Annotated in this window: 16 protein-coding genes and 1 tRNA gene; 11 read left to right on the forward strand and 6 right to left on the reverse strand. The window is 39.3% G+C overall.

The features are described 5' to 3' along the window. The first annotated feature begins 13 nt into the window (after positions 1–13). Entirely contained in the window at positions 14–208 is a 195-nt protein-coding gene (locus BV902_RS08950) for a hypothetical protein (RefSeq protein ID WP_075991642.1), read from the forward strand. 82 nt (positions 209–290) lie between these two features. Here the strand turns inward: BV902_RS08950 and BV902_RS08955 are convergent, their stop codons facing one another. From BV902_RS08955 to BV902_RS08965, 3 genes are all read right to left on the reverse strand, one after another. Further along, positions 291–1,070, reverse strand: a complete 780-nt coding sequence (locus tag BV902_RS08955; protein WP_075991643.1) for a phytanoyl-CoA dioxygenase — start codon at positions 1,068–1,070, stop codon at positions 291–293. 282 nt (positions 1,071–1,352) lie between these two features. Next, positions 1,353–1,426: transfer RNA gene (locus tag BV902_RS08960), tRNA-Pro, on the reverse strand. Positions 1,427–1,586: 160 nt separating this feature from the next. Further along, a complete protein-coding gene (locus BV902_RS08965) occupies positions 1,587–2,150 on the reverse strand; it encodes a porin family protein (protein ID WP_075991644.1) in 564 nt (187 codons plus the stop codon). Positions 2,151–2,508: 358 nt separating this feature from the next. On the opposite strand from BV902_RS08965, the gene BV902_RS08970 reads away from it, so the two are divergent. From BV902_RS08970 to BV902_RS08980, 3 genes are read left to right on the forward strand one after another with little or no spacing between them, the layout of a single operon-like run. Further along, positions 2,509–3,042 (forward strand): RNA polymerase sigma-70 factor, encoded by a 534-nt coding sequence (locus tag BV902_RS08970; protein ID WP_075991645.1) that lies wholly within the window; start codon positions 2,509–2,511, stop codon positions 3,040–3,042. Then, on the forward strand, positions 3,039–4,007 hold the full coding sequence (locus tag BV902_RS08975; protein ID WP_075991646.1) for a FecR family protein: 969 nt from the start codon (positions 3,039–3,041) through the stop codon (positions 4,005–4,007). The genes BV902_RS08970 and BV902_RS08975 overlap by 4 nt, the downstream gene beginning before the upstream one ends. Before the next feature lie 47 nt (positions 4,008–4,054). After that, entirely contained in the window at positions 4,055–5,845 is a 1,791-nt protein-coding gene (locus BV902_RS08980; RefSeq protein ID WP_157625978.1) for a hypothetical protein, read from the forward strand. 127 nt (positions 5,846–5,972) lie between these two features. On the opposite strand, the gene BV902_RS08985 is transcribed toward BV902_RS08980, so the two are convergent. From BV902_RS08985 to BV902_RS08995, 3 genes are all read right to left on the reverse strand, one after another. Further along, entirely contained in the window at positions 5,973–6,422 is a 450-nt protein-coding gene (locus BV902_RS08985; RefSeq protein ID WP_075991648.1) for a KTSC domain-containing protein, read from the reverse strand. Positions 6,423–6,477: 55 nt separating this feature from the next. Further along, on the reverse strand, positions 6,478–6,699 hold the full coding sequence (locus tag BV902_RS08990; protein ID WP_046674232.1) for a VF530 family DNA-binding protein: 222 nt from the start codon (positions 6,697–6,699) through the stop codon (positions 6,478–6,480). A gap of 82 nt (positions 6,700–6,781) precedes the next feature. Next, positions 6,782–7,300, reverse strand: a complete 519-nt coding sequence (locus BV902_RS08995) for an NADPH-dependent FMN reductase (protein ID WP_075991649.1) — start codon at positions 7,298–7,300, stop codon at positions 6,782–6,784. Between the two features lie 214 nt (positions 7,301–7,514). Between BV902_RS08995 and BV902_RS09000 the strand changes: the two genes are divergently transcribed. The 7 genes from BV902_RS09000 (at position 7,515) to BV902_RS09030 (ending at position 16,561) form a co-directional block, all read left to right on the forward strand. Next, on the forward strand, positions 7,515–8,072 hold the full coding sequence (locus BV902_RS09000; RefSeq protein ID WP_075991650.1) for an RNA polymerase sigma factor: 558 nt from the start codon (positions 7,515–7,517) through the stop codon (positions 8,070–8,072). A gap of 187 nt (positions 8,073–8,259) precedes the next feature. Further along, a complete protein-coding gene (locus BV902_RS09005) occupies positions 8,260–9,360 on the forward strand; it encodes a FecR family protein (RefSeq protein ID WP_075991651.1) in 1,101 nt (366 codons plus the stop codon). Between the two features lie 169 nt (positions 9,361–9,529). Continuing rightward, positions 9,530–12,805 (forward strand): SusC/RagA family TonB-linked outer membrane protein, encoded by a 3,276-nt coding sequence (locus BV902_RS09010; RefSeq protein ID WP_237242038.1) that lies wholly within the window; start codon positions 9,530–9,532, stop codon positions 12,803–12,805. Between the two features lie 12 nt (positions 12,806–12,817). Next, positions 12,818–14,413 (forward strand): SusD/RagB family nutrient-binding outer membrane lipoprotein, encoded by a 1,596-nt coding sequence (locus BV902_RS09015; RefSeq protein ID WP_075991652.1) that lies wholly within the window; start codon positions 12,818–12,820, stop codon positions 14,411–14,413. 68 nt (positions 14,414–14,481) lie between these two features. Next, positions 14,482–14,964 (forward strand): hypothetical protein, encoded by a 483-nt coding sequence (locus BV902_RS09020; protein ID WP_075991653.1) that lies wholly within the window; start codon positions 14,482–14,484, stop codon positions 14,962–14,964. A 228-nt stretch (positions 14,965–15,192) separates the two neighbouring features. Further along, a complete protein-coding gene (locus BV902_RS09025) occupies positions 15,193–15,750 on the forward strand; it encodes an RNA polymerase sigma factor (RefSeq protein ID WP_075991654.1) in 558 nt (185 codons plus the stop codon). Beyond that, positions 15,740–16,561 (forward strand): HEAT repeat domain-containing protein, encoded by an 822-nt coding sequence (locus BV902_RS09030; protein ID WP_075991655.1) that lies wholly within the window; start codon positions 15,740–15,742, stop codon positions 16,559–16,561. Before BV902_RS09025 ends, BV902_RS09030 begins: the two co-directional genes overlap by 11 nt. The last annotated feature ends 60 nt before the right edge of the window (positions 16,562–16,621 follow it).

The following is a 16,621-nucleotide window of genomic DNA, read 5'->3' on the forward strand; positions in this document are numbered from 1 at the left end:
CAGGTATGAACTGATGCTTCGAAAACTTGCAGAAGAACAATTAAAGCTGTCGAAAGGGGAAGGATCTGCCGCGAAGAAGGATGATTTAAAAGGAATGATTCCTTCGGATCAAGATCTTTTCATGCAGATTAAAGAAGGAACCCTTGTAAGTTATTGGCCTGTATTGATCCGAAAAATCTATTTTGAACAGGATCAACGGTTATTCTGATTCGTTGATTATTTAGCCCGTATCTGGTGATAATAATAAAAAGTGGTTGCTTTTGCGACCACTTTTAGTAGGATGTCCTGGACTATTCTAATCCTAAACGGATAGCCTGTTCGACTGGAGTATATCCTTCTGTGGAATCCGAGATTGCCAATTCCCCCCTCAACAGCAAGGGCGGTTGTGCCATAAATTTAGGCAGAGTTCCACTGTGTGGTTGAGCTGAATGGACTAGAAACGGATGGCAAAGATAAACTGTACCTGCTTTACCCGTTGCATACACCTCTTTCCTTTTGGGCAGCTCGTCCAACTTATTCGCAAGCTGCATAAATGAAAGACCAAACTCTCCCTCCTTCGCTAAGAGCTTTGCCACATCGATGTGAGAACCTTCATATATGATCGTAGGCGCATCATTTTCGCTTACGTCCGAATACAACACAAGCATTAATAAGGCTCGACCCTTTGATTTGACATTGACGCGCCACTCAAAATAATTGTTCGGGTCATGGCCAGCGAAACTTGCGTCGACGTGCTTACCCGTATCATTTGGTTTCTGGATAGATGGAAACCTTATAGGGAACGTACCCACATTTCGACAGGGGATCCACCTGTCTTTACCCACCAATTGATCAAAAATTAAATGTATTTTTTTTGTATTTAATGATTCGATAAAAGGTGGTTGAGTATACATACCCAAGCGTATAACTGGTTCGGTCCAAGTTTGCGGATTAGACCTTTCACAGGGAAGGTCATTCCATAGGATATCTAAAACTGCATCCGCTGTTTCTTTTGAAAATGCATTTTCAATGCGAACAAAGCCACTAAGAATGAACTGCTCTATTTCCTTTTTACTTAGTATTTCTGACATAATTCTTCTGATATATAACCTATTTAGGGACAATAATTGCGTATTGACCTATTTGTTTAGATAATGAATAAAATTTTAAAATAGAAATCTACGCTATGTGGATAGTACACAGCGCCTTGCTTAAGAACTAAGCTGAAAAAGGATATTATAACATTACCGTCATTTTCATAGTGCAAATGTAAAGAATTAATTTGAGATCGAAACACATCATACAGGCCGAGTAGTAGGTTTTGTTCCGGCTTAGATACAAAAAAGCTCTAACGGTCGTTAGAGCTTCTCTCGTCGGGATGGCCGGATTTGAACCGACGACCTCCAGCACCCCATGCTGGCGCGATACCGGGCTACGCTACATCCCGTTTATTCCAATTTGATCAAAAGTCCTATTTAAATAGGACGATTAGCTGGAATAATTTTTTGGTAGGGCTAAAATAATAATTATTGACAAAAAATAAAATGTAAATACGAAAAAACGCCATCCGATTTAGAATGGCGTTTTTCTTCGCTAATAGATGCTGATTAGAACTTGTAACCGACCATAATGCCGATTGTTTTATTTTTTGCGTCTAAGGTCTTGTCGATACTCGTAAAACCATGGCTGTAATAAGCATCTAATGTAAGGTGACTGATATCTACACCGATACCGACTCTACCATCAAATGAAAATTTCTTATAATCGGTATTTGCGCTGGACTTCACTGTTTTTACATCATAGTTTAACTGCGGCCCCAATAGCCCACGGAGGTTGAAGTCGCCATTTTCCAAAAATTTATAACCGACCTGTAATGGTAGATTTATTTGATAGAATTTAGGTGTTTTCTGTACATTTTCGAAGGTATATTCTTTACGCAACAGACTGGCACCGATTCCGGGCTGGAAGAAAATGCGATCTCCAATACGGGCAAATCCTGCTACAGATACGCCGACTTTGCCATTATTATCTTTGACAGACTTGTTGCCAAAGGAACTCATATGATAGTTGCTTCCGACCTGTAAACCATAAGTGATATCTTGCGCTTGTGTAGTACCTGCAATTCCTAATAATGTCAATCCCAACAGGGCTACTTTGAATGTTGTTTTCATTGTCAAATTATTTTTTGTGATCAATTGTATGTTGTTCTTTCCTTTATGACAATGGAAAATCCATATACCCTTAGAAAAAAAATATTTTATAAAATAGATGGCTTACCTTTAGTCGTCACAAAAGCCTTTTTATAAAGTTTTTTGGGTAAATATCATTGGCCGATGGGAGGATGTCATGTACTCGCCTGAGCATCTATACGAAAAGAATTACGAATAGGTATAAATAAGGGATTTGAAATTATATGGCGGATGTATCGAAGTTGATATTAAAAAAAGTGAAAAATTTGTAAGGGTAATAGTCTATTGGGGTGTCTTACTAATAAAGTGGATTATTTAAACAATAAGACAGATTTGATCAATGTCGGAAAATAAAGAAAAGAATTTTGAGCAGCTTTTTCGGGCGCACTACAAAGAGTTACATCGTTATGCCTACCGGTATCTAGGCGATAGTGATGTGGCGGAAGAGGTTGTGCAACAGGTGTTTTTGCGGCTTTGGGAACGCGATTGGGAGGAGCAGATACATACTTCATTAAAAGCGTATTTATATCGGGCTATTTATAATGAAAGTATGAATGTGCTGAAAAAAGAGCAACGTAAGCTAAAATATCAATCCCACGAACTGCATAGGCAGGATTTTGTACCTGCGGTTGATGAAAGTACGCGGGATTTGGACGAAAAGCTACAGGTCGCATTGGCGGAATTACCTGAAAAAAGCCGGACGGTCTTTGAGTTAAGCCGTTTTCAGGAAATGAAATATAAGGATATCGCAGTAACCCTGGATCTGTCGATTAAAACTGTTGAGGGACATATGAGCAAGGCATTGAAGCATTTGCGTATCGAACTTATGGATTATTTAACATTGATTATTTGCTTTCTTATCTATACGCTATGAATAAGGAACTGTTAGAAAGATATATCATTGGCGAGACCAATGAAGTAGAGAATATCATGATACACGATTGGTTAGAAGAAGACGCTAACAATAAGGAGGAGTACATAAAAATGAAAAAAATGTGGGATAGTTTGCCCAAACCCCTGGATGTTCCTGATGTGAACGTAGATAAGGCTTGGGCTGACTTCAAAGTTGTGCGAGATAAAAGAGCGGCAGAAGCTGCGGTAATCCCCCCAAAAAAGACTTCTGTAATTCAATGGAGCTGGTGGTTAGCAGCCAGTATCTTGGTCTTTTGTGCTGTAGGATTCTATGTGTTTGATCAATCTCATCGTGAGGAAATGTTTCTTTCGAGTATGGAGCAAGTGCGCCAAGATTCCCTACCTGATGGTTCGGTAGTTACCTTAAATAAAAATACGGAGCTGGCTTATTCCAGCAGGTGGACCAATAATAATAGAAATGTGGCATTGAAAAGAGGGGAAGTGTTTTTCCAGGTCCACAAGGATAAAAAACATCCCTTTGTCATTGAGACAGGGAAAACCAAAATTACGGTATTGGGCACCAGCTTTAATGTGCGCCGAACATCCGATGCGACGGAAGTTATTGTTGCTATAGGATTGGTTAAAGTCGGTTATGCAAAAAAGGAAGTCTTTTTGCGACCACAACAAATGATTACAATCCGGGATAGTGATACAATAAAAGTAGGAAAGGAACCTGTCAAGGATCAGTTTTATAAATATTATGTGGATCGTGTGTTTGATTTTGAGAATACCCCATTGCAGCGTGTTGTTGAGTTGCTAAATCAAGCTTATGCGTATAAGATTATTATTGACCATCCTGCTGATCAGAAATTATTATTGACAGCAAAATTCGAACAAAATAGTTTAACTGAAATTTTGAAAGTCATTTCTAGCACATTTGGATTAAACGTAAATGTGAAAGACAGAGAGATTCATCTGACGAGGTGAGCCAACAGATAGATATATTTTCAGAACAAAATTGTATAGAAAACAACATGATACTATTTTTTATAAAGAGGGTAGAGCTTTATCTCTTAATTTTAATGCTGTGTTCGTTCCATTTGGGAAGGGCACAGCAAAAGCTCGCTGCAACGATTCAAATACCAGCCTTTCCAGAGACTACTGTAGGTGAAGTTTTTCGTTTGTTGAAGGAGCAGCAGGATGTATTGTTCTCCTTTAATGGAAATATCCTACAGACAGACAGTGTGATTCATACTAAAGCCTTCAAAGGGAATTTGTATGATTATCTGGATCGGATTTTGGGCAAGGAATATAGTTTTAAAGAACTTGGACGGCATATTATTATTCAATATACACCTCAGCGGATGTCGGTGGAGTTTGAAGTGAAGACACCTAATAAAAACAAAGTTGTTATAGCGGGGTATATCAAAAATATTCGGACTAATAATCCGATTTCCAATGCCAGTATCTTTGATCGAAGTGCTTTATTGTCTACGTTGACGGACCGAAATGGCTACTTTGAGCTGGACGTAAAGAAAAAAAGTAATCTCATTGCAGTGAACGTTAGTAAGGAGGCTTTTCGGGACACCAGTGTTATGGTGATTTTTCCGATAGAAGCGCAAATTGGCGATAAGAAGAAGCGTGAATATGGCTATTTTGAAGGGTATGAAGAAGATCATGGTCTTTATCGATCTTTTTGGGGACGGGTATTTCTGTCTCCTGCCCAAAAGATCCAAAGTATGAATTTGGGCGGGATGTTTTTGTATAGCCCATACCAAATTTCGATGACACCGGGATTAAGTACACATGGTTTTATACAATCGCAAATTGTGAATAAATTTTCCATAAACATTATTGGTGGATCTACTGCGGGGGTAAAAGGTATTGAGCTTGGTGGCGTATTTAATATTAATCAATATGATATGCAAGGCTTGCAAATGGGCGGTGTTTTCAATGCCGTTGGGGGAAGTGTGCGTGGTGTACAACTTGCCGGTGTAGGAAACCGTGTGTTCGGAGAAATGAAAGGTTTGCAAGTGGCAGGCGTCTTCAATGGTGTAGGAGGAAATGTAAGTGGGGTACAGATCGCCGGTGTGGGAAACCATGTTTCCGGGGAAGTGAAAGGTCTGCAAATAGCGGGTGTTTTTAACAAAGCGGATACGGTTAGAGGTGTTCAAATCGCTGGTGTTGTAAATTTAGCCAATGAGGCTCCAGGAACGACACAGCTTGCTAGCATACTTAACAATAGCGAATCGACTGTTGGAAGTCAATTAGCAGGCATCGCTAATAAAGCTAAAAAAGTAAGCGGAGTTCAGGTGGCAGGTATCGTTAATATTGCCGATAGTAGTGATTATCCCATTGGTCTGCTTAATTTTATTAAAAATGGTGAGAAGAGTCTTTCAGTAGCGGTCAATGAGGATAGCTATCTCGGATTACAATTTCGTTCAGGTGGTCGTGTACTCTATAGTATATTATCGATCAATAGGGCACTCGATGGCAACAGACCGGATAAATATGCCTTTGAAGCAGGTTTAGGAGCAGTATTGATCAATAGGACCAAGTTTAGTCTGCGTACGGAAATAGCTACACGTAATTATCTGACAGAGAAATTTAAAAGCCTGGATAATCATCAGTCCTCGCTGCGGGTAATTCCGGCGTTTAAACTAAGTGAGCGCATGTCTATATTTATGGCTCCCAGCTTGAACTATGCGGAAAGAGACGAGAATTCAATTTATGGTGGTAGTACATTGTGGAAAGCTTGGCGGAGAGACCGTACCCGAAATACGTTTTATGGAGGTGGAATGGCAGGTCTTATGCTAAAATTATAAAACTAAAAACTATTTGGCAATAGCATTGTTCTATAGATAGCTTTTAAACATTTAACATTTTACGTAAACGCCCTATATCAATCTGATAGCGGGCGTTTATCTTTGTATAGCTGAGAAAGAACAGTGTTTAAGCAACTGTCGCAGTCTTTAATACATTGCGGTAAGGATAAGAATGGAAGATGTGTCTACGGGCAAATCGACCTAAAGAATCTGCGTTGACAAATTTAATATAGTCATTCCGCTGAACACCGAAATATTCATATTGACTGCCGTCGTGAAAAGTGATTGTCAATATTTGTGCTTTCCAGTCAATATCCTGAATGCCAGAATTGGTAATTGTCTCCGTGTAGATCGGCAACTGTTGCTCTAATGTTTCTGGACAGATGCTTACCAGGAAATGGTAGGCTTCAATCATTTCCACACTTTTTTGCTCTGCAGCCAAACGACCTTCTTCATCATTGACAAATTTATCTGGATGACATTCTTTCATGATTGTCCGGTAGGTAGATTTTAGGGTTTTAAGATCCACAGATTTCTCTACGTTAAGTAACTTCCGGTAGTCGGCAATTTTTTTCATGGCGGCAAAGATATGCTTAATAATCAGATTATTCGTTATGAAATATGAAAAAAACTTATTTCTTCAACAAGGTTTTTACATAGAGCTGTTCGACCTTCTCTCTAGCCCAAGGTGTTTTCCTTAAGAAAGTTAGGGAGGATTTGACGCTCGGATTCTCATTGAAGCAACGGATGGATATGCGTTGTCCCAACTCTTCCCAACCATAATACTCCACTAAATATTCAATGATCGTGTCGAGCCTTTTTCCGTGTAATGGATTATTAATTTGTTCTTGCATGTCGTAAAGATAATAATCTTCAAATTATGGATTGCGCTAATTTTTATGGTTTGGATGAAAATGGAGCTGAATCTCGTGTGTATTAATCTTCTTTAAGTTGTGTTGCCAGCTTTTCTAGTTCTAAATTGAGCTGTTCGTCCCAAATTGCCCCAGTGGCATCCAGTTTCCCTTTGACTCCTTGTATCAGCAGATTTCGTTTTTCATCAATTTGAGCGCCCAGTCCCTGCAGGATACGTTGTAGTTCGATATGCGCTGTTTCGCCTTGCGCAGCAGCGGTAATGATACTAACGGGTTTATCGGTGAAAACCGTGGTTGCGGCGCACCATTCAAGTAGATTTTTTAATCCACTGGGTACACTGAAAATATATTCAGGGCTACTGATCAATACCAAATCGGCATCGTTGATTACCTGACGAAGTGCAATAATTTCGATTGGTGGATGGGTCTGGCTTTCTTCAGGATCAAAATGAGGCAGTTCTTTAAGACGGTCAAATAGCGTGAAATGGATATTGGCACTAATCTCCTGTTGGAGGTGACTTACAATATGATGATTGGATGAATGTGCACTGGCGCTACCTACAATGGCAAAAATAGTTTTCATGTGAGTTTAAATCTAGTCAACGGCTGTATACTGCTGTTGTGTTTTTACTTTTTATATCCTTAATGAAGGAACTAAATTACAATATTCAATTCAAACGATTTACTTTGTTCTTCGGTTCAATGTAATTTTTCGTTTCTTTCTCCTTTTACCGATTAAGTTTATACTTTTGGAACTGAGGACTTATATTAGCTTTTTTCGGATTATATGCTTTATTATGAGAAATAAAATGGGGTACCGCTTATTGTGGGAACGTATTCGTACAGGAGACGAGACGGCTTTCTTTGATCTATACGCGGCGCTCTATCAAGAGCTTGTCAATTTTGGAATACGCACTTGTGGCGACAGTGACTTGGCAAGTGAAGCAACCGATCAGGTATTTGTTAAAATTTGGGAGAAAAGAGAACAGCTAGATCGGGTAGAAAATGTACAGTCCTATCTCATTACTTTTTTAAAAAGACGTATTCTGCGTCTACTGGAGAAACAACATAAAATCAATACAGCCCTTCAAAATGTGAAAGCTGAAGATGATTGGGTGGAGATGCCCTATGAGGAGTTTGTCATCAAAGTACAGACGAATGAAATTATACAGATCCGTTTGAAGGAGGCGTTGGAGAAGTTGTCTTTTCGTCAGAAACAGCTGGTGAATCTGAAGTTTTTTGAGGGCTATTCCTATGAAAAAATAGCTGAAACAACGCAGATGTCCGTGAAAACTGCCTACAATACACTTTATGATGCTTTAAAGATTCTGAGGGAGGAATTAAAAGATATCTAAGTTTTGTGTCTGGCTTTTTATTTTAAGCCTTCAATAATAACATGCTCGTACGATGTTTGCAAAAGTAGGTGTGTTGATATTTTTTATTTAAAATAATTGATTGATTTTCAGTTGTTTGAAAAATAATTTAAATTTTCCTTAGGAAAAAGCCATGCTTTAGGGCACTATAGAGTAAATACTCAAAAGAATGAGCCAAAAAGATTATAAACAGTTAGAAGATTTTTTGATTGATGATACTTTTCAGAAGTATTGTTCGGGAGAAGATAAAAACTGTATTCTATACTGGCAACAATATAGCCTGAATCATCCAGAACAAGCGGAGACGATTCTGAAAGCCAAACGCCTATTTCAACTCTTGGTTGGTAACCGTAGACCTGTGAATGAGCAATTGGAAAAATTGAAGACAGATCTGCAGAATGCTCCAGTAGAACATCGCGTGTCCTATCGGTTTAACTGGCCTAAATGGGCAGCCATTGCCGCTGTATTTGTCGCTTTGGTATCGGGCGGTATCTGGTATTATGCTCAACCGGGCAAAGTTGATACGACATTACCAATAAGCGCAATTGGCCAGGTCTATCAAACAAAAAATGGTGAAAAAAAGACCTTCGAATTAAGTGACGGAAGTACAGTGACATTAAACTCTGCGAGTAAACTGGAGTTATCGGCAGATTTCAATCAGGAATTGCGTGTGGTGCGGCTTGCGGGTGAAGGTTATTTTCAGGTGGCCAAGAATAAGGAAAAACCTTTTGTGGTACAAGCATCTGATTTTGATATCAAGGTCCTGGGAACAACATTTAATGTGAAGAGTTATTCCGATGAACCTACAGCAGAAGCACTGCTTGTAGAAGGTTCGATTGAAATGACGAGCAAAGGACAGCGTGAAAATTCTGTGGTCATCAAGCCGAATCAAAAAATCACGATCTTTAAGAATCAAGCTGAAATAGCAGTCGCTCGTAAAACCAATAAACCAACCGCGAGCAAATTACCGATTAAGGAGATTGCCATAGAGAACATCCCTACAATAGAATCCAATACAGCTGAAATACCAGATATTGCATGGCGTGAAAATAGGTTAGAAATCGTGGACCAAGATTTTGAATCGCTTCGCCGGACATTAGAACGCTGGTATGATGTGGATATCCAAATCCAAAATGATCAATTAAAACAATACCGTTTTACGGCAACTTTTAGTAGGGAGAATATTGCTCAGGTACTGAGTGCTTTACAGAGCGTTGAACCTTTTAAATTTAATGTATATGGGAGAAAAATAACTATATCAGAAAAGTAAAAAGGATGGTGGACCAACACCATCCTTCATTGAAAAAATGATTAACCAAAAGCAGCAACATTGGGGCGTGCTGCTTAATATTAATTTTAACCAACACTAAAATATGATTAAAAATTGCTTATTGCAAATGCGCAATGGATATATTGTGCATTTTAGATTCATTATCCGGATGAAACTAGCCTTAATTATGACTACGTGTGCTGTTATGAATGTTTCGGCAAATGTATTTTCCCAACAAAAAGTCTCCTTGGATGTCCAAAAAACAAAACTGAGCAAGGTACTTAAAATGATCGAAGAGCAAAGTGATTATTACTTTGTTTATAATTCGACGAATGAAAATTTAAATAAAGAAGTGTCAGTCAATGCGAATAATACCAAGGTATTGGATGTGTTGGCTAAGCTTTTCAATAAAAGTGGATTGGTTTATTCCGTTTCTAAGGAAGGTCTTGTGGTTGTCAGTCAACAGCAGCAGGTGGCTGTCGCAGGTGTCGTCACTGACGATAAAGGCAATCCCTTAGCTGGTGCTACGGTACGTGTTAAGGGAACCGCGGTAGGACGTGCAACAGATATCAATGGACGCTTTATGATCGATGCGGCAACGGGAAACACCTTAATTATTTCTTTTGCAGGTTACACTTCGCAAGAAGTGGCCGTAACCAAAGAGGGTGATCTGAAAATTGTTTTATTGGAAGATAATCGGATGCTCAATGAGGTCGTTGTGACGGCATTGGGTATGAAGAAAGAGAAGCGCTCATTGGGGTATTCTGTTACGCAGGTTGCCGGTGAATCGCTAACCACAGCCCGTGAAAATAATGTGATGAATTCACTCGTAGGAAAGGTGGCCGGGTTGGATATCAGTTCTACTTCTGGCGGTGCCGGAGCTGCGTCCAATGTGACCATCCGCGGGGTATCGAGTTTGAATCAGACAAATCAACCATTATACGTAATTAACGGTATTCCTATGGAAAGTAAGCCGGTAGGTATCGGAAACGCCAATTCCAAAGGAAACTCAGGGAGCCAATGGGATAATGCACCCGATCTTGGCGATGCAATCGGCAATATCAACCCAGACGATATTGAAAGTATTTCGGTATTGAAAGGTGCTGCAGCATCTGCATTATATGGTTCAAGAGCCAAGGCAGGGGTTATCCTTATTACAACAAAATCAGGAAAAGGCAATTCGATCGATTTTAATAGTAACCTTGTTGCCGAGCAAATTATAGACAACACGAATTGGCAAACAGTCTATGGTCAGGGGGCAAACGGTGAGAAGCCAACGACCCAAGCAGGCGCAGCCCAAGTGGGAGGTTCAAGCTGGGGAGCTAAATTAGATGGAACACCCGTCGTACAATTCGATGGCGCATCAAGACCTTATTCATTACAAAAGGGAAATTTAGATCGGTTTTACCGCACTGGTTCGACATGGACTAATACATTAGCGTTAAATAAATCATTTGATGGAGGCTCTATTCGTCTGTCAGGGACAGATGTCAATAACAGATCTGTTGTTCCAAATTCGGGACTGAAAAGACAGTCGTTTAATTTGGTTGGACTTTTTGAGCCACTCAGAGGTTTGACGATTGATGCACGCTATAATATGATTCTGGAGCAAGTCAAAAATCGTCCAATGGTTTCTGACGGTGCTGGAAATGCCAATTACAACGTCATGTTTTTGCCAACGAGCATCAATGTAAACGATTTGAAGCCATGGAAAGATGACAATGGAAAAGAAATCCTTTATAATTCGGGGAATGTGTATGCAACCAACCCTTGGTTTGCAGCAAATGAGTTTATCAATAATACGAACCGGGATCGTTCGATCGCTTCCGTAACAGCAAAGTATACCATGGGTAATGGTTTGTTTGTTCAGGGAAGGGCAGGAAGAGATGGTTATACCGATCATTATAAGAATGTTGTTCCTTCTGGCACCGGCTATTATGAGAATGGTAAAATTGCAGAGCAAGAAACTAAATTTGCAGATATTAATGCCGATGTTTTGGTCGGTAAGTCATTCACTTTCGGAGATTATACCCTTACACCTAATCTTGGAGCGAGTTACCGAAATACTAAAATCAGACAGACGACCAATTTAGGTACCGACTTCGCGATATTTGGTGTGTATAATATTTTGAACGCAAAAAATAAGTCGGTAGCGTATCTCGAAAGTGAATCGGAGACACAGTCTACTTATGGTACCTTAGAATTTGCTTATAAAGATATAGCTTATTTGACTGGTAGTTTACGCTCTGACTGGTTTTCTACCTTAGCCACACCTGGAGTAGATAATAAATTAAACTCTGTTTATCCCGCAATCTCGGGTTCATTTATCTTTTCAGAATATCTAAAACCATCATGGTTGAGTTTTGGAAAGTTGAGAGCAGGTTTTGCTCAGGTAGGACAGGCAACAGATCCTTATCAAACCTTGTTAACCTATAATTTTAGAAGTGAGGTACTTAACGGACAACCTTTAGGGGTTATTAACAATGTGAATATTCCGAACTCTTCTTTAAAAGCTTCTACAGCAACAGAGTTGGAAATCGGAACGGAGTTGCGTCTTTTTAATGATCGTGTAAATTTGGATCTAACATGGTATAACAAAAAGTCGAAAGATGAGATTTCCTTTATCACAACGCCTTCCGCAAGCGGATATGCTGGTGCCGTACTCAATGCCGGTAAAATGCAAAATAAGGGATTTGAAGCATTGATTTCAGCCACAGTTGTCAAAACGGAAGATTTTAAATGGGTATCCTCATTGAATGGTTCTTACAACGACAATAAAGTGATTTCATTGGCTGAAGGAATGGACGAGCAGACGGTAGCGACTTCGCGTTCGGGTGTAGGTTACTTAATGAATAAAGTTGGTATGCCTGCTTTTCAGATCATGGCTTTCGATTATAAATACGATAGTAATGGTGAGATCGTAAAATTGGCCGATGGTTCTCCTGACCGGGGTGAGTTAAAGTCCTACGGTTCGGCAATGAATAAATGGTTTGCTGGCTGGAACAATGAGTTTAGCTACAAAAGGTTCAATTTTTCTTTCTTGGTTGATGGAAAATGGGGAGGAAAGCTTTTCTCGGGAACAGATTACTACGGTTATATTTTTGGATTACATCAGGAAACTGTGGCTGATCGTGAAAGCTTGGGCAGAACAGCTTCTACTTATTATACCAATACGGCAAATAATGTATCTAAGATATTTGTAAACAGCGCTGATTTTGTAAAATTGAGACAGGTCGTTATGGGCTATACTTTCCCATCCAATCTATTTAATAACAAAGTTAAGTCGATTACAGTAAGTGCTGTAGCGCGCAATCTCTGGACGATCATGAAGAAAACAAATAACATAGATCCAGAGTCGAGCTATAATGCAACTTTCCCGGGCCTAGAGCTTGGAGGTGTACCAGCTGTACGTACTTACGGTGTTAATTTAAGTGTTAAATTCTAATTGCAAACAATCATGAAAAGATATATTAAACCGGTAGTTATTAGTTTAATGGCAGCGACATTATTTATGGAAAGTAGCTGTACAAAAGATTTTGATAAGATAAATACAGATCCAGTTGCTTATGGTAAAGAAAATTGGGATCCAAATTATACATTGAGCTCTGCACAATTATTTTATACAGGAAGTTTTGATTTTGCATACGATACATGGCGTGGAAATCTAATTTACTCGTCGACAATGATGCAGGGTCTATCGACTGTAGTGAGTTATTGGGCCGGCGATAAATATATGCTGAATGAAAGCTATACCGCGGCGTATTGGGGTACGGGTACAGTTGGAGCCTATATTGAGCAGGTTCGTAATATTGTGGATGTGGTTGAGTTTACAAAAGACAAACCAAAATATGCAAATCTGTACAATGTCGCACGTATTTGGAAAGCTTTAATTTTTGCTCGCTTAACTGATTTGTATGGTGATGTCCCCTATTCGGAGGCGGGACTGGGGTTTTATACCAAAGTTTATAAACCGAAGTATGATAAGCAGCAGGACATCTATAACGATTTGCTAAAGGAACTTGAAACGGCTACTGCAGCATTAAAGGATGATGGTGATAAAGTCACTGGTGATGTTATTTATAAAGGTGATATTGCGAAATGGCGTAAATTTGGCAATTCTCTGCTCTTACGAACAGCGATGCGTTTGGTTAAAGTAGACGAATCTAAAGCGAAGGAATATGTACAGAAGGCTGTGGGTAAGACAATGGACAGTAATGCCGACAATGCATTTATTTTACATGATGAATCAGGATCTAGGGTTACTCAGAATAGAAATAGCCAGGTTTTATTGGGCGATGGTGGCCAAGAGAATTATTATGTAAAATGGTCTAAAACATTTATTGACTATCTAAAAAGCAATAATGATCCGAGGTTGCAAAAGGTTGCTGTTACAAAACTATATTTATCAGAAAAGGACAAAACACAGAACGGGAGTTTTATCACAGATCCAACCAAGCAAAAGGGGATGCCGAATGGAAAAGATTTGGGATCAAATGCACAGTATAACATTAGTAGCGACCCAAGTTATACGACATTTGCAGAATATTCTTCGCCCAATCCTAATATGATCAAGCGGACCGGTGCGACATTTATTTTGACCTATGGTGAATCCGAGTTGCTGTTGGCTGAGGCAGCCCAACGTTGGGGAATAGGTGGTAGTGCAAGCGATCATTATAAAAAAGGTGTGAAGGCAAGCATTACCTATCTGAATCAGTATGATGGTTCTTTGACAATAAGTGATGCAGATGCTGAGACTTATTTGGCTGCGAATCCATATAATGCTGCTGATGCCTTAAAACAGATCAATACCCAATACTGGGCACATACGATAACGATGATGGATTTTTATGAAACTTGGAGCAACTGGCGCAGAAGTGGGTATCCGGCGTTAACTCCTGTGAATTATCCAGGAAATGCTACTTCGGGGACTATTCCTAGAAGATTCCCTTATCCTTCTACTGAAGCGGCTATCAATGGCGAAAACTACAGAGCGGCTTCAGCCGCAGTACCTGGCGGAGATAAGTTGTCTGGTCGAGTTTGGTGGGATAAATAATTACAATGGTTTGTTTTTGATTGAGGCTGAACTTTCGTAGTTTGGCCTCTTTAAACCTTTTATAAAATATGATAAACCTAAAAAATCAACTGCTATTTGCGATTGCGATTTCCTGTCTTGTTTTTTCCTGTAAAAATACTACCGAAAAGAAAGATGTGGATGCAGTAAAAGCCAAGTCCTTGACCGGTACCTATAAGCTTATTGAAAGCAAAACAATCAAAGGGAAAGATACGGTGACTGCTTTTACGGACACGAGCAAAACCGAAATGTTTAAAATGTTCAATGATGACCATTTTTCCTTTTTTAACCACGATAAGGAAAAAGGTAAAGGTAAGGAACCGTTGTTTGTCGCAGGTGGGGGGACCTATTCTTTTGATGGTGTCAACTATCAAGAAAGATTACAATATTGTTCAATGCGCGATTGGGAAAGTAATAAGTTTGATTTTCAACTTACTTTAAAAGGAGATACATTGGTTCAGACAGGTGAGGAAAACTTACCTGAATTGGGAGTTAAACATACCATTGTGGAGACCTATCTAAAAGTTAAATAATCGATAATCTTATACCTGGAGTTTTAAAATCCTTATTAAGTTTATTTTATTAATGCAGACACTCAAGTTCATTCTTGAGTGTTTTTTGTTGAAAGGAGGCCCTTTAATGGGCTTTTGTGCATTTTTAGAATTATTTTAGAAAAAAAAATAAAATTATATTGCAACATTTTCAGCAGAGCCCCGACTACATAGTAGAAACATAAGAATTAACAGTATTAATTTTAGAACGTGCAAAATCAGCTTAGCGATAAAGATTTATTAGCGATGTGCCAAACGGGCAATGAGTCTGGATTTGCACAGCTCTATCATCGGTATGCAAAAAAGATTTTTAATTCTATTTATCGGATTTTGTCCAATCAGGAAGAAAGTGAAGATATTTTACAGGAAACCTTTGTTGACTTTTTTTCAAGATCAGATAAATGGCATTTAGTTCTCAGTGTGGAAGCCTGGTTGAGAAGGATGGGGGTGAATAAGGCAATCTCACTGTTACGGAAGAATAAGCAATATTTTACGCCGGTGGATGATTTGGAAATTAAGGATGATGGCGAAGACGAATTGCTGGAAAAAGAATGGCGTGAATGTCGTTTGACAGATTTAGAGCATGTGATCGATCAATTGACAGGCGTACCTAAGATGGTTGTTAATCTTTACCTGTTTGAAAACATGAGCCATGATGAGGTTGCGGAAACATTGGGGATGACAGCGGTTGCTGTACGTAGTCAATATCACCGTGCTAAAAAGAAAATTTACGAAGAATTGAAGGAAAGGTATAATTATGCGGGATAATTTAAAAGATTTTGTGAACGCTAATCGGGAGGCATTTGATCAAAGAGAACCTTCGGCTGACTTATGGAATAAAATAAGACCACAAGTAGTTCCCCCTGTTCAGGAAAGAAAGATTAAGCCTTTATGGAAGTGGGCTAGTATTGCGGCAGCAGCTCTGTTAGTTGGGACAGCAACTTTTATTGCTTTTAATCAACAACGAGCAATAGAAGTAGAGAAGCCTGTGGCTGCGGTACATCCTATTACTATTCCGGAAAAAGAAGACAATGCAAAAGCAGTTGATGCTGAGGTGATGGGAATTCATACTGGTACCCAAGAGGCTTCAGCTCCCGTTAAGGCAATCGCCGGTATCGAAAGCAAAGGAAAACAATTGGCAAAAGTAAGCGTATCGGAAACTGCTCATCGTGAAATGGAAGAGAAAATGGATTACGTTCAGATGCTTCAGGATTCGAGTTCCGCAAGCACGCGTTTAAGTGCTGTCTTGGCGATGAAAGATGGGGGTAAGTTAGATCCGAATAGTGTGGGAGCTTTGGAAAAGACAGCTGTGTCAGATCAAAGTAGTAATGTCCGCATGGCTGCAATCGAAACCATATTAAGTGGACTTAGTCCAGAAGAACGTCAGCAGAAAGTTCAGGACTTCTTTGTGGAGCAAAATGACCCCACTTTACAAATGGAACTGATGCAAATGATGGCTCAACAGGAGGATCCGACGATGAAAGCAACAACAAAAGAAAAATTAAATGAAATTGTGGAAGATCCATTTACCCTGAAATTTGTGAAGGAGCAAGCATATGCGGTATTATTAAATCAATAATAGGATATATTAAGGTAGAAGTCAGATTGTGTAGGTTAATCTATGAAAAAGCTTAAAATG

The sequence above is a fragment of the Sphingobacterium sp. B29 genome, from assembly GCF_001952815.1.
GTDB lineage: Bacteria > Bacteroidota > Bacteroidia > Sphingobacteriales > Sphingobacteriaceae > Sphingobacterium > Sphingobacterium siyangense.